Source organism: Granulicatella sp. HMSC30F09 (assembly GCF_001806915.1).
Lineage (GTDB): Bacteria > Bacillota > Bacilli > Lactobacillales > Aerococcaceae > Granulicatella > Granulicatella adiacens.
In genome coordinates this window covers 1-23,442 of sequence record NZ_KV786425.1, presented here as the reverse complement: position 1 = coordinate 23,442, position 23,442 = coordinate 1, and the positions used below count along the sequence as shown (strand labels likewise).

17 protein-coding genes are annotated in these 23,442 nt (G+C 36.5%); 1 reads left to right on the top strand and 16 read right to left on the bottom strand.

The window, feature by feature from the left end; translation table 11 throughout:
* The 5 genes from HMPREF3103_RS05055 to deoD form a co-directional block, all read right to left on the bottom strand.
* Positions 1–4,652 (bottom strand): putative Ig domain-containing protein (locus HMPREF3103_RS05055; RefSeq protein ID WP_148128810.1); only part of this gene is annotated, 4,652 nt, incomplete at its 3' end.
* A 291-nt stretch (positions 4,653–4,943) separates the two neighbouring features.
* Positions 4,944–6,425, bottom strand: a complete 1,482-nt coding sequence (abc-f, locus tag HMPREF3103_RS05050; RefSeq protein WP_070437861.1) for a ribosomal protection-like ABC-F family protein — start codon at positions 6,423–6,425, stop codon at positions 4,944–4,946.
* A gap of 83 nt (positions 6,426–6,508) precedes the next feature.
* Complete coding sequence (lepB, locus tag HMPREF3103_RS05045; RefSeq protein WP_005605425.1) at positions 6,509–7,159, bottom strand: signal peptidase I; 651 nt, start codon at positions 7,157–7,159, stop codon at positions 6,509–6,511.
* A gap of 11 nt (positions 7,160–7,170) precedes the next feature.
* On the bottom strand, positions 7,171–8,664 hold the full coding sequence (locus HMPREF3103_RS05040; RefSeq protein ID WP_070437858.1) for a S41 family peptidase: 1,494 nt from the start codon (positions 8,662–8,664) through the stop codon (positions 7,171–7,173).
* A gap of 26 nt (positions 8,665–8,690) precedes the next feature.
* The gene (deoD, locus tag HMPREF3103_RS05035; protein WP_049554605.1) at positions 8,691–9,395 is read right to left on the bottom strand and encodes a purine-nucleoside phosphorylase; all 705 of its coding nucleotides are present in this window, start codon (positions 9,393–9,395) and stop codon (positions 8,691–8,693) included.
* Positions 9,396–9,601: 206 nt separating this feature from the next.
* Between deoD and HMPREF3103_RS05030 the strand changes: the two genes are divergently transcribed.
* Entirely contained in the window at positions 9,602–10,267 is a 666-nt protein-coding gene (locus tag HMPREF3103_RS05030) for a PAQR family membrane homeostasis protein TrhA (protein ID WP_070437855.1), read from the top strand.
* Positions 10,268–10,319: 52 nt separating this feature from the next.
* Here the strand turns inward: HMPREF3103_RS05030 and HMPREF3103_RS05025 are convergent, their stop codons facing one another.
* The 11 genes from HMPREF3103_RS05025 to hisS form a co-directional block, all read right to left on the bottom strand.
* Positions 10,320–11,318 carry a 2-hydroxyacid dehydrogenase gene (locus tag HMPREF3103_RS05025; RefSeq protein WP_005605418.1) on the bottom strand — a complete coding sequence of 333 codons (999 nt, stop codon included), beginning with the start codon at positions 11,316–11,318 and terminating at the stop codon, positions 10,320–10,322.
* Between the two features lie 61 nt (positions 11,319–11,379).
* Complete coding sequence (locus tag HMPREF3103_RS05020; RefSeq protein ID WP_005605416.1) at positions 11,380–12,426, bottom strand: AEC family transporter; 1,047 nt, start codon at positions 12,424–12,426, stop codon at positions 11,380–11,382.
* 102 nt (positions 12,427–12,528) lie between these two features.
* Positions 12,529–13,686 (bottom strand): radical SAM family heme chaperone HemW, encoded by a 1,158-nt coding sequence (gene hemW / locus HMPREF3103_RS05015; RefSeq protein ID WP_070437853.1) that lies wholly within the window; start codon positions 13,684–13,686, stop codon positions 12,529–12,531.
* 18 nt (positions 13,687–13,704) lie between these two features.
* On the bottom strand, positions 13,705–14,340 hold the full coding sequence (gene pcp, locus HMPREF3103_RS05010) for a pyroglutamyl-peptidase I (RefSeq protein WP_070437850.1): 636 nt from the start codon (positions 14,338–14,340) through the stop codon (positions 13,705–13,707).
* A gap of 9 nt (positions 14,341–14,349) precedes the next feature.
* Positions 14,350–16,065 carry an NFACT RNA binding domain-containing protein gene (locus HMPREF3103_RS05005; protein WP_070437847.1) on the bottom strand — a complete coding sequence of 572 codons (1,716 nt, stop codon included), beginning with the start codon at positions 16,063–16,065 and terminating at the stop codon, positions 14,350–14,352.
* A gap of 31 nt (positions 16,066–16,096) precedes the next feature.
* Positions 16,097–17,323 (bottom strand): peptidase T, encoded by a 1,227-nt coding sequence (gene pepT, locus HMPREF3103_RS05000; protein ID WP_005605412.1) that lies wholly within the window; start codon positions 17,321–17,323, stop codon positions 16,097–16,099.
* Complete coding sequence (locus HMPREF3103_RS04995; protein ID WP_070437844.1) at positions 17,316–18,461, bottom strand: Nif3-like dinuclear metal center hexameric protein; 1,146 nt, start codon at positions 18,459–18,461, stop codon at positions 17,316–17,318. Before HMPREF3103_RS04995 ends, pepT begins: the two co-directional genes overlap by 8 nt.
* On the bottom strand, positions 18,448–19,155 hold the full coding sequence (locus HMPREF3103_RS04990) for a tRNA (adenine(22)-N(1))-methyltransferase (protein WP_070437841.1): 708 nt from the start codon (positions 19,153–19,155) through the stop codon (positions 18,448–18,450). Before HMPREF3103_RS04990 ends, HMPREF3103_RS04995 begins: the two co-directional genes overlap by 14 nt.
* Positions 19,156–19,178: 23 nt before the next feature.
* The gene (locus HMPREF3103_RS04985; protein ID WP_070437837.1) at positions 19,179–19,946 is read right to left on the bottom strand and encodes a DeoR/GlpR family DNA-binding transcription regulator; all 768 of its coding nucleotides are present in this window, start codon (positions 19,944–19,946) and stop codon (positions 19,179–19,181) included.
* Positions 19,947–19,980: 34 nt separating this feature from the next.
* Entirely contained in the window at positions 19,981–21,738 is a 1,758-nt protein-coding gene (gene aspS, locus HMPREF3103_RS04980) for an aspartate--tRNA ligase (RefSeq protein ID WP_070437834.1), read from the bottom strand.
* A gap of 14 nt (positions 21,739–21,752) precedes the next feature.
* Entirely contained in the window at positions 21,753–23,069 is a 1,317-nt protein-coding gene (gene hisS, locus HMPREF3103_RS04975; protein ID WP_070437864.1) for a histidine--tRNA ligase, read from the bottom strand.
* Positions 23,070–23,442 lie beyond the last annotated feature (373 nt).

The window sequence follows — 23,442 nt, the reverse complement described above, 5'->3', positions numbered from 1 at the left end:
TGCTCACCTTTAGCTCCAGCTGCACCTTGAGGTCCAACTGCTCCTGGATCACCTTTGTCACCTTTAGGTCCGGCAACACCTTGAGGGCCTGCAATACCTTGTTCTCCTTTTTGACCATCGGCGCCATCTTTGATTACAGATGTGCCAAGGACCGTATCTGTATTTTCATCAAACTCATTATTGGCGTTTACGTCTTTGTAGAACGTTAATTTAGTTTCTTTCTTAGTATCATCTCGTTCTACTTTAACTTTTGGAGTTTCTCCGTCTTTACCGTCACGTCCAGCTTGACCTTGTTCGCCTTGCTCACCTTTAGCTCCAGCTGCACCTTGAGGACCAACTTCTCCTGGATCTCCTTTGTCACCCTTAGGACCGGCAACACCTTGAGGACCTGCGATACCTTGTTCTCCTTTTTGACCATCGGCGCCATCTTTGATTACAGATGTGCCAAGGACCGTATCTGTATTTTCATCAAACTCATTATTGGCGTTTACGTCTTTGTAGAAAGTTAGTTTTGTCTCTTTCTTAGCATCGTCACGTTCCACTTTAACTTTTGGAGTTTCTCCGTCTTTACCATTTTTAATGATTGTTTCTATTGGAGATTGACCCTCAGGTTGAGTAATGGTGATTGTGTGAGTTCCGTCATTATTTTCTTTAACAGAAATTGTTGGAGGAGTCACTTGTTGTGGTGTAAGGTCGACAACATCAATCGAGATATCCTTTGTAATGGTTTTATTTCCACTAGAACTTGTCACCGTTACTGGAATATCATATTGACCAGCGACTGTTGGAGTTCCTTCAATTGTTTTCGTTTGCGCATTGTATGTTAAACCGCTAGGAAGTTTAGTTTGGTCAACACTCACTCTAGCATCAGAAGGAACCTGTAATGTAACGGGTCTAGCTTTATTTCCTAGAACGATTAACTGACGATCATTTTTCATATCAAGAGATACTGGATCATCAATAACCTTCAAGGTAATAATTTCTTCTGCAGTTCCTTTTCCTAATGAATCTGATTCAACAGAAGCTTTCAAACGAATTTTGTATACCCCAGCTTTTGTAGGAGTTCCACTGATTGTGTGAGTTACACGATCATAATGTAACCCTGCCGTTGATTCTAGATAAGAGTCTAAGTCTGACTCAGGTAAATCTACACTTAAGTATCTTGCTCCAAGTTTTGAATGCTCGCTATGACTAACGACCATGTTCTTGATATTTTCGCCTAAATGGATGGTTTGTTCTTTGTCGGTTACATTGATACTTACAGGAAGTGGTCTGATATTAAATCGGATATATCCTCCAGACACCGGAGAATCTGCCATTTCAGCAAATGTTGCCTTATAAGGTACGGAATAATCACCAACTTTTGTAGCAGTTCCAGAAATTGTTTTCGTGGAAGCATTGTATGTTAACCCTTGAGGAAGTTTACTAGTATCAAGCTCTAATCTAGCCTTCTCATCAGAAACGGTTAATCTCACTTCGTCTACAGGAGATAGGACTGTTTTCTCTTGGTTTTTATTTTCAACTGTAACATTTAAATCCCTTGGTGTAACAGTGATTGTTACAGATGCACTAGCAGTTGTGTTGCCACTAATCGTCGCACTTGTTGCTGTAAATGTAGCTGTGTAAGTCCCAACTCTAGTCGGTATGCCCTCAAGAGTTTTAGATACTGAATTATAATTAACTCCTGGCGGTAGGGAACCGGAAGTTAGAGTAATATTTGCACCTTCTGCTTGCAACGGAATTGAAGGAAGAGCGTCTAAAACTTTTACTTCTTTACGATTATCAGGAATTGTAAAATTAAGTGGAACACTATTTACTTTAATTCTTATTGTTGCAGTTGCTCTTTGGCTACTTCCAGAAGTAGTAGTTCTTGTAACTTCTGCAGAAACTGTATAAGTTCCAACCTGAGTCGGAGTACCAGTAATTGTTTTTTTATCTTCTGACCATTTTAATCCGTTTGGTAAAGAGCCCGACGTATAGTTCACTCTTGCATTTGCAGGTATTTTAAGAGTAATTGGTGCTATTTCTTTTCCGGCTGTATATTCATAAGAAACACTTGGAATATCAAAAGCACCAGGAGTAACCGTTAGTTCAACTAGTTTGGTTATCGATTCTCCATTTTTTGAAGCCGTAACAGGGATAACATACTGACCCTCATATTGTCCAATTCCAGCAATCTTCTTTAAAACTTTATCATAAGTAACCCCATCAGGAAGTTTACTTTCATCTACATTTAATTCAGCACCCTCACTAGCATTTAGTTGAATGTCTTTGAATCGATTCCCTTCAACAATTGTTTGTCTATCATTTGTAATCGATAAACTTAAATTAGAAACAGGACGAGGAGTAACTTCATAGGTAAATCTTGTTTTAATCTGTCGACTCTCATTCTCGCTATTTAAATAAGTGGCTGTGACTATCGCAGTTTTTTTACCTTCTGTCTTCTTAAGAGCATAACCAGCTAGTCCATTATTGTTACTATTAGAATCAAGGCGAACAAAGCCTTCTTCCCCTTCATACTCCACAGACAGATTAGTAATATTCGTTCCATTTGTTAGCGAAATTGGAACATTAGGTATAGCTTGTCCCTCCTGCCAAGTTTGATCAGGGATATTATTTAATCCCTCTAGTACTTCAAATTTAAATGTACGAACAACATTGTTATTTCCAAAGTGACCGTCGATTGCTTTCGCTTTAAACGAATACACACCAGGAGATAACACTACTCCAGCGTTTTTAGTAACAATGTATTTTGTCTTATCTAAAGGATTTTTTTCGATAGTAATTCCTTGAGGGACACTATCTTGCTGGATTTCTAAAGTAGCATTGGCTTTATTCAGTACTAAGTTCCCAATAATTTGTTTCTGATTTGTAGAAGGAATTGCAACGGGTGTTGGATTTGAAACACGATAAATTTTATCAGCTTCAAACATTACATCAGCATTCGTTAAAACATATGTACCATCATTTCTAGAAGGTGATGTTTGGGATATTTCTTTAGTAATTAAATTAAGATGATAGTTTGTTACTCTTCCAATATTATCAGTAACCTGGAAGTCAATAAAATAGTTTCCAGCTTTTTCGGGTAGAGATTTAAAATTAATTCTATATGGAGAAACTGAATTACCTCTAGGATCGTTTACATTGTCGTAATCAGTGCTATATACTGATGTAACATACTTATTGTCCGTCAAAACATTAGAGGTAGTTATATTATCTCTTTCAATAAATATATTATCCCCTTTAGCTGGTCCATCTTTAATAAATTCTACTTCAACACCTGGACTGGCATTTTTAACTTCGAATCTAGTAATTTTAACAGGAGCCTCGTCATTCTGAAGATTATAATCTGTTCTTCTCCCTGGAATAGACAACCAAAGATTGGATGAATATTGTGGGGTATCTGGTTTTACGTCAGAAATCGTACTTGATTTATTAGAAAGAATATAATAACCAAACGGGGTTGCAGTCATATATGCTGTGCTTGTTTTTTTATCATAAGTCACTGAATCACTTAATATACCATTCCCTGTAATTCTGCTTCCTTCATCGGTGCCATATAAATAAGAATAATTATCTACTATTTGGAATACTGGAGGTTCTTCGATTAAAAGATTCGCAACAACACGTGTATCTGGGTCATTTTTGGATTGTAGCCCAATTACATAAGTCTTACTAGCTACTTGATGGTTTAAAGATAGTTCTTTAATTAAATAACCTGTTTCTTTTTCATAAGTGAAACCTAAATCTTTCGCATCCTGAGTTAATTCAACTTCATCCGAAGTGATTCTTGTTAAACCAACTTTATATCTTAATTCAATAGTTGATCCATTTTTAATTAGTTTATAATCTACAACAGAACGACCCTCATCAGGTCCAAAATAACGCTCAATAGTCATATATGGTTTTTCATTAGATGGGGAAGACGCTTGTACCCCAGCTGTATTGAGCATATAAGAGACAGTATCAGTGTGCCCTGAGCTTTTCATCTGATTCCATAAAGTTTCAATAGCATTTGAAAGATTTAAACGAAGTGCGTCAATAGTCTCTTGATTCACCTCTTTAGAAATAAATGCTGCTTTTGCTTCCTTCAACAACCCTGATGTATGACGTAATGATCCTTCAATCTCAGTTTTATTAGTTGAATCATTCAAATTATTTAAAAACTTCTCGGCTTCTTTCGTTACGACTTCGCCTTCAACGATTGCATTATTTAATTGCTCTTTAGAAAGGTTTGACTCTAACCCATCTTCTTTATTAGTTGTCTCTTTTGTTGTGTTATCTGTATTATCAGTTGTTTCATTGTTAGAAACTTCACTTTCAGATTTGCTTGAAGCGTCTGTTTTATCGATTCCTGATGTAACAGCCTTTTCTTCCTTTTTAATTTCATTTGTATTAGGAACATTCTCCTTATTTCCTAATTCAACTTTTTCTTCCTTTTGTTTAGTAACATCTGTTGGTAGATCGCCCTTTGATGGTTGCAGTTCCTCGGCACCTTTATCTTGAGATATTACACCGGATTCAACAACCTCATTAGCTTGCACAACAGGTACATTTATAGTTCCTCCTAAAAAGAACTGACCTATAATTACTGAAGCTACTCCCACGCTAAATTTCCGGATTGAAAACCTCTGTCGTTTTTCAAATTTCATTTTGATTCCTCACTTCTTATAATATTTTTTGTAGTCCTGCCACCATTCATGAAAATAACTAAATAATAATTAAAATACCCAATCAGATAACAATCATACAGTATCATTCTATTTATTTTTAAGTAAAAATCAACATAAATTGTCTAAAAAATTCAAAATATTTCAAACTTTGCGAAAAATTCATAAAGTTATATCTTTAATTAGAATTTATTTCGAATATTGTGAGAATCAACACGTAAAAAAAGAGATTACCTTTTGATAATCTCCTTTTTAATTTAAAGAATTTCTTGTTCATAACAATTCTATATTTTTATTAGCGATCTTCTTTTTAAAATAGTTATCGTGTTCAACAAATATAAGAGTAATATCATTATCCAGTATTACTTTCTCAATTTGCTCTCTAGAAATTACGTCGATATAATTCATAGGTTCATCCCATATATACAAATGAGCTTTCGTTGCTAAGCTTATTGATAATAACAATTTCTTTTTTTGGCCATCACTGTAAGACTCGATATCACTTTCTAACAAATCTTTCGAAATATTTAGTTTTGCTAATAGAGTTCTACAGAGTGTCTCATCGATTTCCTTTGAACGAATATATTCTTTAAAGCTTCCTTTTAAATTTTTAATCTCCTGAGGAACATAAGAAATTTTTAAATCTTTTGGCTTTAAAATCATAGAGGACTCCACTTCTAGTTTACCAATCAGACAATTAAATAAAGTACTTTTTCCAGAGCCATTTTCTCCATTAATCGATATTCTATCCCCTCTTTTTATTACAAAAGAAAGATCTTGAAGAATATTTTTATCTCCATAATTAAAAGAAAGATGATTCACTTTTATGATTTCCTTCTTAGGAAAATTCAATGGATGCAAAAACAAGTTTTCCTGAAGCTCTATATCTTTTAGTAACCGTTCTTTCTCTTCAATTAGTTTTTCTTGCCGTTTTATAAGATTCTTTGATTTTTTCATCATTTTTGCGGATTGATGCCCAATATATCCCTTATCTGGTTTAATTCCCGATATTTTATGCCCATTTTTAGTGTTTTCAATTCGATCGGACCATTGTTTGGTTTCCTTCGAAGCATCCTTTAATCGGCTAATTTCCTTTATTAGTTTATGATTTTCATTAAATTCTAGTTGATCTTTTTGGAGCTTGTTTTGATACCAACTACTGTAATTTCCACTTTGGATTTCTATACTATTGCGATTAATGGCTAATACATGATCGATACATCCATCTAAAAATTCACGATCATGTGAAATAACCATGAATCCCTGTCTTTTTTGCCGAAGATATTCGCTAACAACCTTTCTTCCTAAGGAATCAAGATGATTCGTGGGTTCATCAATTAATACAAAAGCATCTTCCTTCGTAAACAGAATTCCAAGAAGAACTTTCATACGTTCTCCTGGAGATAATAAAGATAAAGGCTGATCCAAAACACTTAAATCTAAACCTAAAAGATTAAGCTCTCTTATAAATTTCCATTCTTCCTCTTCACTGCTTTGTCTATATATTTCCAAACACGTTAAATCATGATTTTTAATTGTAGGAGGAAAATAAACGCATGTAGTGCTATTTGTAATGACACCTGTATATTCTAATTCCTTCGTTAACATTTTTAATAAGGTAGTTTTACCGATTCCATTTCTTCCAATCAAACCTATCTTCCAATTTGTATCAAAAGATAGATTTATCTGATTAAAAATAGGTCTTAGACTACCATAGTAAGAAAACGAAACATTCTTTAAAGAAATATCAGTCATGAACCCACCTCCTCTATTCTAATTTTACCATATTCATTTAAAGACACAAAAAGGTGATTACGATAATCGTAATCACCTTTATATTAATGGTATAAATTTGAGTAATCTTTAAGACCACCGATTCTATTTAGAGGCCAAACAGTAAATACTGCTTTTCCTTCAATTGAAGCCTGATCAATAAATCCAATCATTCGGCTGTCCTTTGAAACTCCTCTGTTATCTCCCATTACGAAGTATTTTCCTTCTGGTACTTTATCTTCTCCAGTCAATTGTTTTAATGTGAAATCATCAATATAGACAGTCTTTTTATCACTATTCGAATTGATAAACGGTTGTTCTACCTGTTTTCCATTAATGTAAAGGACTCCGCCTTTAACTTCTACAGTGTCTCCAGGCATCCCTATCACTCGTTTAATATACTCTTTATCTTCATCAGGTGCTTTCAAAATAACCACATCAAAACGATTAATACCACCAAGTTTTGACATAATCATATGGTCTCCATTATGAAGAGTAGGATACATCGATTGTCCACTAACCGTAAATGGTCTTCCTACAAAAACGTATAAAAGAAACATAATAGTTGCTGCAACAATGATTGACCAAATCCAACTCACAATTTCCTCGATGATTGGATGAAGTTTTTTCTTTTGTTTACTCTTATCTTTTCGAGACTGAAGACGTTCTTCAATAGATGATAGGCTTGAATTTTCTAGTTGATTCTCTTCGTTCATTCCTATCCTCCTTATTGTAATGCTTTCACCGCAGCTTTATATTGTGTATCGTTTTTCTTCAATTCTTCGCGAATTGTATTCATTAAAGCCGATCCCGTTTGTTCATTCACTTCACCAGTTTCTGAGATTCCTTTTGATTTTTGGAACTGTTTTACTGCTTCAGTTGTTTTAGAATCAAAATATCCATCTGCTTTTACATCATATCCTAAACCTTTTAAGATTGTTTCAATGGTTTTAACATTATCAGATACAGAACCTTCTTTTACGACTTCACGAGTATCCACAATTGTAATGTTGTAGTATTCAGGCATTGATACCGCTTCGGTTGGTTCAATTCCTGTTTTGTGAATCCACGTTTCATTTGGAGTTAACCATTTAGCAGTTGTATATTTTAGCTCTGCGTTTTTTGAAACATCAACTACAGACTGTACGGTTCCTTTTCCGTATGTTTTAGAACCAATTAATTTTGCATTTGCAGATTCTTTAAGGGCTCCTGCTAAAATTTCAGATGCAGAAGCACTTCCTTCGTTCACAAGAAGCACATAAGGTTCTGTGATTTTAAAGGTACCATATTCTTTAGATGCTTTATAGGCTGTAATTTTACCATTTCTATCTTCAATATTTAAAATAGTCTTGCCTTCTTCTACAAACATATTACTAATCGCTAACGCTTGGTCTAACAATCCACCAGGATTATAGCGCACATCAAAGATAAATTTCTTCACGCCTTTTTGACGTAAATCAGTCACAGCATTTTCAACTTCTTGAGCTGTATTTTTAGCAAACGAATTGATTTTTACATGACCAATTGTTGGATCTGTTTCATCTACAGTGCCCTTTACAGTCTCAATGGAAATTTTCGCTCTAGTAATTTTTACTTCTAATTCTTGACTTCCACGTTGAATGGTTAAAGTGACATCTGTTCCAACTTCTCCACGGACTTTGGATACTACATAAGAAATACTTTTTCCTTCCATATCCTCACCATCTACTTTAAGAATTACATCGTTTTCTTGTAATCCTATTTTTTGAGAAGGTGTTCCTTCACGAGTATTACTGATAATCACTTTATTATTTTCAGATCTTAATTCCGCACCGATTCCTCCGAAAGAACCCGTTAGTGTTTCGTCTATCGCTGATGTTTCTTCATTCACCAAGTAGGTTGTATACGGATCTCCAGCTGCATCACTCATTCCTTTTAAGGCTCCATTAATAAGATTGTCTTTGGAGATGTTCTTATCCACATAACCGTTCATCAAAGTTTTATAGACTAACTCTATTTTACTTAAGTCTTCGTTAGAGAGCACGCTACTATTAGAATTTCTATTGGTAGTTTGCGTAGATTGCGTAGTTTGCGCTTGGGTTTGTGGTGAAACTGTAAGAGTTGTGCCAAAGTAAGTTAAAGCAGCAGTGATTAGTACAGCCAGTATTAAAATCCAAACGGAAACTTTTTTTGACTCTAAGCCTGTTTGAACAGCTCCTTGAGGTTTTGGATTATTTCCCATTCGGGTTCCTTCTTTCTATTCAAATTTTATGCACGAACTGTTTCTAACGCGATTTCCATCATGTCGTTAAATGTTTGTTCACGTTCTTGTGCAGTTGTTTCTTCACCTGTTAACAGATGATCACTAATGGTAAGAATTGCTAAAGCTTCTTTCTTATGTTGTGCTGCTAATGCATATAGTCCAGCAGCCTCCATTTCAACACATAGCATTCCATAATCCATTAATTTTTTCTTATCTAATTCTGCATTATAGAAGCGATCTGATGATAGTACGTTTCCAACGTGTACGCCTACACCACGATCTTTCGCAAGATGATAGGCTTTATCCAATAAATTAAAGCTTGCAATTGGAGCAAACGTTACTTGATTATGGAAAATGTTGTTGAAGATTGATGAATCTGTAGTAGCACCTTGCGCTAAAACAATATCACGAACTTTAACATTCTCTTGCATGCCACCAGCAGAACCAATACGGATGATGCGTTCTGCACCAAATTCAGTATATAATTCATTCGCATAAATCATAATTGAAGGAATTCCCATTCCACTTCCTTGAACAGAAACACGTTGTCCTTTATAAAGTCCGGTATATCCAAACATATTTCGGACCGCATTATATTGTTCTACTTCAGTCAAGTAATGCTCAGCAATAAATTTAGCACGTAATGGATCTCCTGGCATTAAAACTGATTCGGCAACTTGCCCTTTTGTTGCATTAATATGAACACTCATTGTTAAATCTCCTTTTCTGGGAACACCCAATACTTATATATCCACTATTTTACTATAAAATGGAATTAATGAAAACTTAAAAAGGCACCTTTAAGCCTTTCTTAACAACAAACGTGAGTCAGTTTCACAAAAAAGTCCTAAAAAGTCTGTTGGACAAATAACGATTTGCCTTCTATAATAAGATGTGTTGAAAGGAGCGTGTTTCTATGAAAGAATCAACTCTCAAAAAAGAACGAAAAGTCCAATCGATAAAATCAGAGATTGTCGGTGAAGTCCTTAATGCGGTCACTCACGGCATTGGAGTCGCATTAGCCATTACTGCGCTTGTACTACTCTTAATGAAGGCTGTGGCAGTCAATAATACCACGCAAATCATCGCATTTAGTGTGTATGGAGCTTCACTCATCTTATTATTTTTAGCGTCAACGCTCTATCATAGCTTTAAATTTACAAAAGCCGCAAAAGTATTTCAGCGGATTGATCACTCTTCGATATATCTATTAATTGCTGGAACCTATACTCCATTTTGTTTAATCGGAATTGGAGGCCAGGAAGGATTAACCTTCTGCATTGCTATTTGGATTTTTGCTATTGGTGGTGTCATCATCGAAGCATTCTTTTTAGAGAAATTCTCTAAGATTTCAGTTTTTCTTTACCTAGCAATGGGATGGGTTTCCATTTTTACCTTGAAACCTTTATATGAAAGCATGGGTTGGGGAGGTATTCTCTATCTCTTCTTGGGTGGATTAAGTTATTCTCTTGGTACAATCTTCTACAAACGTAAATATCATAATTTTTACCATGTGATTTGGCATATTTTCGTTCTAGCAGGAGCCATTTTCATGTTTCTAGCGATTTTCAAATATTTATAAAGCAAAAAAAATCTCTTAGATTGCTCTAAGAGATTTTTTTGTTTACTTTCAATTAGCATTGAATGTCATTTTTACATGAACCAGTTTCAACATATGCTTTTAAGTTTTCAAAACTTGTTTCAACCATGTTTAATACTGCTTCATCAGTGTAACTACCCATATGAGGTGTTAATAATACACGTGGGTATAATTCAACTAATTTACGGATAGCAGGATTTTTGATTTCTTGACCACGTAAGTCTTTGAAGAATACTTCGCTTTCCCCTTCTAAAACGTCTAAACCAACACCACGTAAGTGACCTGATTCTAACGCTTCGATGATTGCATCAATATCTTGTAATTCACCACGAGCAGTGTTTACTAAGATAGCACCTGGTTTCATTTTGCTGATGAATTCTTTAGTGATTACTTTTCCGTTTGCTGGAATGTATGGAGCGTGAATTGAAATCACGTCTGATTTTGCTAATAACTCATCTAAAGGTACTTGAGTACAGATATGATCAACGCCTTCTTTAGGGAAAGCATCGTAAGCTAATACGTTAGCGCCTAAACCTTTGAATAATGTTGCAGTTGTTAAACCGATACGTCCGATACCGACAACCCCAACAGTACAGTTACGGATTTCTTTAGCAAACATTTGAGTATCTACTGTGAAATCTTGTTGGCTAGTTTTTGCTGCAGTGTAAGCAACGTTACGTAATAATGTCATTGCTAAAGTAACTGCTAATTCACTAATTGCGTTTGGAGAATAGAAAGGAACGTAACCTAATTTCATTCCTAATGATTTTGCGTATTCAGCATCGATGTGGTTTACACCCACAGTACGAGTTAATACGTACTCTACTCCTAATTCTTTGTAGATATCTAAAGTTTCTTTGTTTGCCCAGCAGTTACCACGTAAAATAACAGCTTTGAAACCTTCTGCTTTGCGAGCAGTTTCTTCAGAATTTAAGTATTCTGGAATACATGTTAATTCGTATCCGAATTTCTTGTTTACTTGTTCGAAAATTGGTAATTCAACTTCACGAACCCCATATGCTAAAACTTTCATTTTAACTCCTCCATTTTGTAAAAATTGAAAAGTAGACCGAAAATCGATCTACTTTTTTTGTTTATCCTACTCCAGGGAAAATAACAGATCCAGCAACAATCCAGAAGACGATTGCGAATACTGCTAATACAGTTCCTAGTAATGAAGCATTACTTGCAAGTGCTGCTTCTTTATCGTATTTGATAGCGTAAGCCACGGCAACGGTTGCTGGTGGTGTAGCTAACATAATAAGAATACCTTTTGAAGCTTCCGGAGCCATTGGTAAGAATGGGCTAACTGCGAAAATAATTCCAACGAATACTGCAGGAACTAAGATTAATTTAACAATGCTGTAGTACCAAACCATCTTATCTTTAACGGCTTCACCTAAAGAAATGTTTCCTAAAGTGATACCGATTGCTAACCATGCAAGTGGTGAGCTTAAGTCAGCTAAGTAAGTAATAGCTTTGAATAACCATGGAGCTGTCTTATCGATACGTAAGAAAGCATACATAACTTCTTTAGTTTCTTCACCAACTTTAACTTGAACAGCTACTTGTGGTAATGAAGATTGGAAGATCCAGATTAATAATCCGGCAAATGTTGCGATAACGATGATGTTACCGAAAATCATTTTGAAGTTTTTCTTCTCGAATTTTAATCCGCTCATACGAATTAATCCGTAAGAATATAAGAACACACGGTAAGCTAAGTTGAAGATATTAGCATATAAAATACCAGCTGCTCCTAATAAACCGTTAATAATTGGAATCCCAAAGAAAGTTGTTGAACCGAATGTTGTTAATACTGATAAAGTAGTTTTACGGTCACCTTTCTCCTTAATAAAGAATAATTCTCCTAAAAGAATTAAAATGACATAAGCAATAAAGCCGAAGATAAATACGTTTAATCCAGTTGTGAATGTTTTGTCATTAATGTCAACCATGAAAGCTTTGAACGCTAACGCAGGAAGCGCAACTGAAAGTAAAACGTTTGATAAAACTTTACCACTGTTTGCATCAACAATGTTTTTCTTGCGGATGAAATAACCCACTAAGATAATTGAAATTGTTGAGAAGATAGCAGACACGAATGCTGGTGCTGTTAAAATCTTAACGATATTTTCCATTGGATAGATATCCCCTTTTCTTTTATTTTTTGTGCATTAGAAATGCCATAAAGTATAATACCACATTCTTTAAGAAATGTTTAACAAAACCCCTTGTTTTCATCAAATTTCATTCTGATCTTCATCAATCAAAAATGATTGGAAAACGTTATTTCCAAAAAATTTCCCTTGATGCGTCAAAACATATCCATCATGAGTGGTTGTTAAGAGTTTTTCTTCCAATAATTCCTCTAAAACTTCTCCATAAATTTTTTCCATAGAATTTCCAAATCTTTCCATGAATTCTTTCTTTGATACACCAGAAAATTTTCTTAATCCTAAAAACATAAATTCTTCAATCAGCTGTTTTTTAGACAGTTTTGTTTCTGAGAAGATAGGAAGTTTCCACTCTCGGAGCGGCTCAAGATAATGTTGAATAGGTCCATTGTTTTGGTAACGAACTCCATTCACATAGCCATGGGCTCCTGCACCAAACGCAAAGTACTCATCCGCCTTCCAATAATGAAGATTATGTCTAGATTCATATCCAGGAAGTGCATAATTACTAATCTCATAATGATGACGACCGAAATCCTCCATCGTCTTCATCGCTAGTTCAAACATATCAGCCTCTTCATCTTGACTCGGCAATGGAAGTTTCCCTTGCCTCATCAGATTATAAAAAACAGTCTTTTGTTCTAAAATCAGTGAATAAATTGAGTAATGAGGTAGATCTAGATCCATCGCCATTTTTAAACTCTCTTCAAAATCAGCAATCGTCTGTTTTGGAAGTCTGAAAATCAAGTCAATACTCATATTCTCGAATCCAACTTGTCTTGCATTCTCGATGGTACGGATTGCCGTCTCTTTTGTATGTTTACGGCCGATTGCTTTCAGTAAATCATTATTGAAGGTCTGAACGCCCATACTGAGGCGATTCACTCCTCCTTTTTTCATTACGGTGAGCAGTTCATGAGTACCATCATCAGGGTTCAATTCCATTGAAAACTCTGCCCCTTTTTGAAGCGGTAAATGTTCATGGATTCCATCTAGCAATCGTTCCATTTGATGCGGATTTAATGAAGACGGTGTTCCTCCACCCACGTATAGTGTTTCAAGAGGTTCAATTTTATATTTTTTCCCAGTCAGTTCCATTTCTCTAATCAATAATTCGATATATTCATCAACCGGCTGTCCTTCAATAAATACTTTGTTAAAATCGCAATAATAACAAATATGCGAACAAAAAGGGATATGAATATATGCTGCTTTTGGTGACATTATTCATCTCCCTCCTTTCTAAAAAATGGCTCCCTCTTGAACCTTAATATCTTCATCGTTTAAATAATCACGGATTGTCTCAATCGCAATCTGTAAAGCTTTAGTGCTCTCTTCAAGCGGTAGAGACGGTTTATCCGTTGTTTGTTCTGGAATAAACGGAATATGCATAAATCCCGCTTTAAAAGGTTTCTCAGCCTTTGTTGCAGAAAATAACGCTTGGTACATGATGTGATTACATACGAATGTCCCAGCGGAATTGGATACTTCCACCGAAATTCCTGCTTCACGAATCGCTTTTACAATTCGTTTAATCGGCAAAGTTGAAAAATAAGCAGCTGCCCCTTTTGTTTGAATGGTTTCATCAATTGGTTGTTGACTGATATTGTCTGGAATTCTCGCATCATCGACATTAATCGCAATACGTTCCATTGTAATTCCAGGTCTTCCCCCTGCTTGGCCAACGCTTAATACTGCATCTGGTTTCACTTCATTAATGACTTCATTCAAACGCTTTGCTGATTCCTTAAACACAGTTGGTAATTCTAAACGAATCAGTTCTACGCCTTCAACTTCGGGAAGAGCCTTCACGCATTCAATCGATGGATTAATCTTTTCCCCTCCAAAAGGGTCAAATCCTGTCACAATAATTTTCATAATATCCCTCTATTTCGGTTTATTATTTCTTAACGCTTCTACCTTTAATGGATCAGGCGTAATATAAGTATTTTGTTGGCCTTCGTAGACTACAAAACCTGGTTTAGCTCCATTTGGTTTACGAATTTTCGATACTTGAACATAATCTACTGGAACCGTTCCTGAAAGACGATATTTTGAGTAGTATGCAGCAAGCATCGCGCCTTCACCAATTGTTTCTTCCGCTGGATTACTAGATTCAATAATCACGTGAGATCCTGGAATATTTTGTGCATGAAGCCATAAGTATTCCTTCTTCGCTTGTCGAAGTGTTAATTGGTCGTTTTGTAAGTTATTTCGTCCAACCAAGATTCGCGTGCCGTCTGTTGCATAAAACACATGTGGTTTCGCGCCACCTTGTTTCTTAATACCTTTTTTCAACGCAGAACGTTTTAAGTAGCCACTCTCAACAAGTTCTTCACGAATGGCTTCTAAGTTAAATACATCCGCTTCTTCGATTTGGTAAATAACACTCTCGAGGTAGTCCATTTCATTCTTCGTTGCTTCTTGTTGCTCATGAATATGCGTTACCGCATTTCTAAGTTTTTGGTATTTTTTAAAATACGCCTGTGCATTTTGAGAAGCCGTTAATAATGGATTTAATGGAATTGTTACTTCTTCATAGTCCTCGTAGAAGTTTTGAACCGTAACACTACTTGCACCTTTTTCAATTTGGTGTTGGTATGTGTTAATCAAGTCTCCATATACGCGATAATGATCTGCATCTTCCGTTCTGGCTAAATCTTCATCGAGTTTTACCATCTTCTCACGGTTCTTTCGAAGTTCAGATTTCAACATTTGCAATAGATGTCCTGCTAATTGCTGAATCTTCTCTTCTTGAATCTTCTGTACATAGTAAGCACTTAATAATTCAGAGAGGCTGTCGAAGCTTTGAGACTCACCAACCTTACTCATATAAGGAAATGGTAAGAAGTACGTCTTTCCATCCTCTGCCTTTGTAAGTGTAGGCTGAATCGCTGTATTTCCTTCTTCAAGATAGTGATGTAATGCTTCCGCTAAACTTTGGCCTCCTCTTTCACTACGTTCCACAATTTCATGAGCAGATTGCTTACTAATCCCTTGAAAGACATTCATTAATGTTCTTTCACCTGGTTCACCACTATAAGGATGGAGTAAACTATCTAATTCAAAGAGCGAGTATTCAAAAGGATTCTTCTTCTGCGTTTGAGGGGGCATTACATAGCTTGCACCTGGTTGTAAGGTACGATAACTGTTTTGACCAAGAGAGAGACGTTTCACACAATCGATAATCGTGTTATCTTCTTGATTCACTAAGAATAAATTACTATGACGACCCATCATCTCGATTGTGAAACGATATCCAGCCTTATCCCCAAGTTCATCACGCGTTGAAACGTCCAAATGTAAAATACGATCATTCTCTACTTGAGTGAATGATTGGATAATAGATCCTTCTAAATACTTACGAAGAATCATACAAAAGTTAGGAGCAACTTCTGGATTCTCTGGTTTCTCAGAAATAAATTGTACACGAGCCATCATTGGGTGTGCCGAACACACAAGCAAGTAGTTCTTACGGTTGGCACGAATGGTGAATTGTACATCGTATGGTAATGGTTGATGAATCTTTGTAATCCGTCCTCCAACTAATTGAGGCGCCACTTCGTCCATCATCCATTTGGTGAAAATACCATCAAATGTCATGAACTCACTCCTTTCCTTTTCTAGTTAAAAATTATAATGCTGCTAATCGAGCGATTTCGATAATCACTTGTGTTGCTTTTTCCATTGATTCAACAGCAACATATTCATAGCGGCCATGCATGTTTTCGCCACCTGCAAAAATATTTGGCGTTGGTAATCCCATGAATGAAATCTTAGAACCATCTGTACCACCACGGATTGGTTTAATGATTGGAACGATGTCTAAGTTTTCTAACGCTTGTTTAGCCACATCCACACAACGGAAATCCTTTTCGATGATTTCTGCCATGTTGTAGTACTCATCATGTAAATCAACAGTAATGCGGTCTGTATCTAATTCTTTGTTCATACGAGAAGCGATACGTAACATCATATCTTTTTTCGCATTGAATAATTCGCGGCTGTGGTCACGTAAGATGTACACTAATTTAGCTTCTTCAACAACACCCTCAGCTGCTACTAAGTGGTAGAACCCTTCACGCCCTGTTGTATGTTCAGGAACTTCGAACTCTGGAAGAGCATTTTGGAATTTTCGAGCTAATTCTAATGCGCTCACCATAGTATCTTTAGCTGTACCAGGGTGAACGTTCTTTCCTTGAATACGAACTGTAGCACGGCAAGCGTTGAAGCTTTCATATTCTAATTCGCCAACTGGTCCACCATCCATTGTATAAGCAAAATCGCACGCGAATTGTTCTACATCGAATAAATCAGCTCCACGTCCGATTTCTTCATCTGGACCAAACGCTACACGAATTTTTCCGTGTTTAATTTCTGGATGTTGTAATAAATAAGCCCCAGCTGTAACAATTTCTGTCACACCAGACTTATCGTCAGCACCTAGTAAAGTTTTACCATTTGTTGTAATTAATGTTTGACCAACATAGTTCTTTAAGTTCGGGAAGTCTTTAGGGTCTAATACGAATTTTCCTTCTTCGTCTAGGACAATTGCTTCACCGTTATAGTTTTCGTGGATTTGAGGTTGAATATTTCTAGCTTCAAAATCAGCTGTATCTACGTGAGCAATAAATCCAATAGTTGGCACTTCGTGGTCTACGTTAGATGGAATTGTTGCTGTTAGGAAACTGTTTTTAGGATTTAAATACACTTCTTGGAATCCTAATTCATTTAATTCTTGTTCTAAGTCCTTTAAAAACGCTGTTTGAGATGGCGTTGTTGGGACTGTTTGACTTGTTTCGTCAGATCTTGTTTCTTTCTTTGCGTAACGGATAAAACGTTCTGTTAATTCTTTATGCATTTTCTTCACCTGCTTTATAAAATTTAAATGGATCTGTAAAAGTTTCACTTTCAATCACTGTTACATCCCAATTATTTTCTTCTTTCCATTCACGAGCCCATTTGGCTAATTGTTTTCGACATACAACTTCGATATGATGCCCAGCATCCACTAGGAATAATGAAGTCTCTTGAATATCATGCGCTGTATGGTAAAAAATATCACCTGTTACAAAGGCATCTGCGCCGTTTTTTAGTGCATCCAAGTAATAGTTTCCGCCAGAACCGCCCATCACAGCGACTCTAGAGATGAGTCCATCTGGATTTACACGAGAAGGAACGTAGCGGAGCCCCTTGAGTTTGAAACGCTCAGTAACAAAAGCGATAAATTCATCCCCTGTCATTGCTTTTGGAAGATTTCCAACACGACCAAATCCTAGCGTCTTGCCTGCATTCTTCATTGAGAAGACGTCGATTGCTGGTTCTTCATAAGGATGTGAAGCTCTTAAGCTTTTTAAAACATCACTTAATACTTCTTCAGAACAAACAACCTCTAGTTTCACTTCTTCTACAAATTCTGGTTTATTTAACGAACCAATTGCAGGATTTGCGCCTTTAACGGGTGTAAATTGTCCAACTCCTGAAGTTTGAAACGCACAGTCTTTATAGTTGTCACCAATTGTCCCAGCACCAGCTTCAAACAGCGCTTCTAAAACTTTCTCTGCATCAATTTTAGGAACAAAAGTAATCACCTTCATAGACGGAACGGTTGTCGTTGGAGACATCACTGTTACATCAGATAATAGCAATTCACCTGCCAACCAATCATTCACTCCACCTTCGACTACATCAAGGTTAGTATGTGCCGCATACACCGCAATATCATGTTTCAAAATTTGTTGGAACATTTTATTTTGCGGAACCGTTAAATCAAATAACGCAACCGGTCTAAAGATTGGTGGATGATGCGCAATAATTAAATCAACGTTTTTAGCAATCGCTTCTTCAATGACACTTGGACGAATATCCAGCGTAGTCATAATCACTTTAACTTCTTGATTCCACTCTCCAAAATGAAGTCCAATAGGGTCTTTGGGAACGGATAGATTCTTTGGCACGCGTTTTTCAAAACGCCTTACCACATCTCTAACTGTTGGCACGATCAATCACTCCTTTCAATTCATTAAACGCTTTTTCAAACTGCTCAATTTTTTCATGTTGAGGCGTCTTACTCTTTTGTAATTGTTCCATGATTTCTTTATTTTTACGGTTCATACGTGTCCATTTTGCTACAGACAATTCTGAAGGATGTTGCAATAAAATCGGACCGTATTTTAATTCTAGTTCTGTATACTCTACTCGTTCTTCGACTGGTTCCGCCACGATAATTTCATACAAGCGATGATTATCTTCAACGACCGTCTCATGAGTAATACGGTACGAATGATTCATTAACCATTCACGTACAAAATGTTCTGCAACGTTTGGTTGAAGAATGAGACGTTCTTTACCGTTTAAATGACCGCCACTGAATCCAGCTTCTAGGATCCGAGAAATGAGTTCGCCGCCCATCCCACAAATCGTAACAGCAGTAATCTCATCTTCTTTTGAAAGAATTTGCAATCCGTCGCCTAAACGAACTTCAATGCGCTCTTCCATCCGGTAATCCCGAACGGTTTGTTTAGCCGATAAAAAAGGCCCTTCAACCACTTCTCCTGCAATCGCTGAAGTAATCTGGTTGTTTTGAATTAAATACACTGGTAAATACGCATGGTCACTCCCAACATCGCATACCTTTGAACCGTTTGGAACAAAACTAGCAACTCGAGTTAATCGTTCTCCTAATTCAATCATTTTATACCTCTACATTCTTTTTCTTACGAAATAAATATAACTTTTACACCAATGCTCTTTAGATAAGCTACTGTTTCAGGGTCAGCGGTATGATCTGTAATTAAATGAGTAATCATATTACAGTCAGCCGTATGGAAGTTTGAATCACGACCCACTTTAAATCCTTCCGTAACGATAATGCGGTGCCCTGTTGTCCGTTCTAAAATCACACGGTTTACGGCAGTCTCTGGAAGTGCATAGGTTGAAATTCCGTTTTTACTAATCCCTCCAACCCCTAAAAAACAAATATCTGCACGGGCTTTAGAGAATGAGTTAATTGCAAAATCCCCTACAAGAGATTTCTTTTGTTCGAAAATTTCACCACCACTAATCACAATAGATGCTTTCGTAGATGGCTTTTTGAAGATGGAACGACCATTATTCGTTAAAATCGTAACGTTGGCATCCGCTAGAAAATTTAATAACAAAAAGGCAGTAGAGCCTGAGTTAATAAAGACCATATTATGATCTCGTACTAATCCCGCGGCTCTTCTTGCAATGTTTTTCTTCATGGAATTATATTGAATTTGTTCCACGTTTTCCTGTTTAATTTTCCCAGTAAGGAAACGTGCGCCTCCGTAGAAGCGCTCGACAACTCCTTGATCTTCAAATTGTTGTAAATCTCTTCGAATGGTGATTTCAGAAACTTCTAACTCTTTCGATAAGTCTTCAACAGACATCTCGTGGTTTTCTTGTAAAAGCTGAAGGATACGTTGTTGTCTTTTAAACACAACCCCTTTACTACTCTTCAAAGTTTCTTCCTCCTTTTAGAAATCCATTCCCGTCTTATTTAATTTTTAATGAAAGCTCATCTAGTTGTTTTGCTGACACTTCACTTGGAGCTTGTGTCATTGGGTCTACTGCTGAGCTGTTCTTAGGAAACGCGATGACTTCACGGATGTTGTCTTCACCAGCAAGTAGCATTACTAAACGGTCTAACCCAAGTGCGATTCCTCCATGTGGTGGGAATCCGTAATCTAATGCATCTAATAGGAATCCAAATTGGCTTTCTGCAGATTCTTTTGTGAATCCAAGAACTTTAAACATCGCTTCTTGCATGTCACGACGGTAAATACGTAGTGATCCTCCACCTAATTCATAGCCGTTTAATACGATATCGTAGGCTTGTGCTTTCGCTCCTGCTGGATCATCGATTAATGCTTGGAAGTCTTCGTTCACTGGACGAGTGAATGGGTGGTGCATTGCTACATAACGGTCTTCTTCAGCGTCATGTTCTAATAATGGCCAATCAACAACCCATAAGAAGTTGAATTTGTTTGTATCGATTAAGTTATGTTTCTTACCAAAGTGTAAACGTAATTCAGATAATGATTGTGCAACCACTGATGGTTTGTCTGCACAGAAGAACACGATATCTCCTACTTCAGCGTTGATACGTTCACGGAAAGCAGATTCTTGGTTCACGATGAATTTCGCGATTGGTCCTTTTAAGCCGTCTTCTTCGACTTTAATCCAAGCCAAACCTTTAGCGCCGAATTTAGAAACAAAGTCTGCTAAACTATCTGCATCTTTACGAGAGTATTCTGACGCAAGTCCTTTTAAGTTAAGTACTTTTACTTCTCCACCGTTTTCGATACATGAACTGAACACTTTAAGGTCCGATTCTTTCATGATGTCACTTACGTCGATTAATTCTAGGTCGAAACGAGTATCTGGTTTGTCGTTTCCGTAACGAGCCATTGCTTCTGCAAACGAAATACGAGGGAATGGAGTTTGAACCTCCACATCCAATGTATCTTTCATCACTTTCTTCAATAAGCCTTCCATCATCTCTTGGATTTCTTCAGCTGATAAGAAGCTTGTTTCGATATCGACTTGTGTAAATTCTGGTTGACGGTCTCCACGCAAGTCTTCGTCACGGAAGCAACGAACGATTTGGTAGTAACGGTCTAATCCAGCACCCATTAACAATTGTTTAAATGTTTGCGGTGATTGAGGTAATGCATAGAAGCTTCCTTCGTGAACACGTGAAGGTACTAAATAGTCACGCGCTCCTTCTGGTGTTGATTTTGCTAAAATTGGAGTTTCAACATCGATATAACCTTCACCATCTAAATACTCACGAATTGAACGTGTAGCTTTATGACGTAAGCGTAAGTTTTCTAATACAGGACGACGACGGATATCTAAATAACGATATTTCAAGCGTAATTCTTCTGATGGTTTTTGTTCATCATCGATATAGATAGGAGAAGTTTTTGCTTTAGAGAATACTTCTACTTCATCTACTAACAATTCATATTTACCAGTTTTTAGATTTGGGTTTTCTAGGCCTTCTCCACGATAAGCCACTTCACCAGTTACTTGAATCACATATTCAGAACGTAATTTTTCTGCGATTTCAAACGCTTCTTGGTTACGTGCTGGGTTAAAGACTACTTGCATAATCCCTTCGCGGTCACGTAAGTCGATGAAGATAACTCCACCGTGGTCACGACGTTTTGCCACCCAACCATCTAATGTCACTGTTTGTCCAACTAATTTTTCACTAATTAATCCACAATATTCTGTTCTTCTTTTCATATCCATCCCTCTTCCTATTTACCAAAGTACTCGTCAATGGCTGTTGTATCCATTGTGATTTGACGATAAATGCTATCAAAATCTTCGTAGAGTTCTTGTAAATTAATTTTTACTTCTTTACCAGTCTTCATTACTTTGACTGGTACTTGTTTTGTTTCTAATTCTTCTTCACCAAGCGTGATGACCACTTTAGCGCCATATTTTTGAGCGTTCTTAAACTGTGGTTTTGCTTTACGCCCAAAGAAATCACGGTCAACTGAATATCCTTGTTGACGGAGTGAAATAGAAAGTTTTAATACTTCCTCTTCTGTTGTTTCACCAAGTCCAACAACATAGACATCGAGTTCTTGTAATTCAGGAACTTCTACTTGTTCGTCTTTCATTAATAACACAAGACGTTCCATTCCAAGACCAAATCCAAAACCAGGTGTTTCAGGTCCATCGAGTTCTTGTACAAGACCATCATAACGTCCACCACCACAAATCGTCGTTTTAGCACCGAATGATTTAGAATCTGTCATGATTTCAAAAATTGTATCTTGATAGTAGTCAAGCCCACGTACCATTGTTTCATCGATTTCAAATGGAATCTCTAATGCGTTTAAGTATTGTTGTACTTTTTCAAAGTGAGTGCGTGCTTCATCGGATAAGAATTCTAAGATGCGTGGTGCATTTTTCACGATTTCAATATCACGTTTGTCTTTACTATCTAAGACACGTAATGGATTTTTATGAAGTCGATTTTTAGAATCTTCACTGAGTTCATCCGCAAATGGTTCTAAGTAACTAATTAACGCTTCACGGTATTTAATACGGTCAGCAGTTTTTCCAAGAGAATTAATCACTAAGCGCATATTGGACAATCCTAATTCTTTTAATAAATCCCATGCCATTGCAATGGTTTCAACATCAGTGGCAGGATTTGTAGATCCAAACACCTCAACTCCTAATTGGTGGAATTGACGAAGACGTCCTGATTGTGGACGTTCGTAACGAAACATCGGAGCCATATAATACACTTTATACGGTTTTTTATGTTCAGGTCCAAATAATTTATTTTCTACATACGCACGAACAATCGCTGCAGTTCCTTCTGGACGAAGTGTAATGTGACGATCTCCTTTATCGTAGAAATCATACATCTCTTTTGAAACGATATCGCTTGTATCCCCAACACCACGGCTAAATAAATCGTAGCTTTCAAACATTGGTGTACGCATTTCTTCAAATTGATAATCGCCTAAAATGATGCGTGCTGTTTCTTCGATATAGTGCCAAATTTTGAGTTCCTCAGGTAATAAATCGGCTGTCCCTTTTGGTTTTTGAATCATATGAATCATCCTTTCTTTCAGTAAAAATAAAAAAATCCCAACTTCAATAGAAGTCAGGACGAAAATTTCGTGGTACCACCTTAGTTCGGAAAGAGCTCTTTCCCTCTCAATGATAACGGAATTACCGGAATAACTTTGCATTATTCTCCTCAAGAGTGTCTTTCCTTGTACGGTTAGAAGCTTTCAGCCACGGCTTCTATCTCTTTAGTGTACGTCTTTATCTCTGTCTAAGAATTTTTATTGTTGCTATAAAGAATACTAGAGGAATGCGTATTTGTCAAGAAAATCTAATTATTTTTTAATCTCATAATCTACTAAAAACGAAAAAGCAAAATGTAACATATATGTGATATGCTCCCTCTAAAGTAGACTC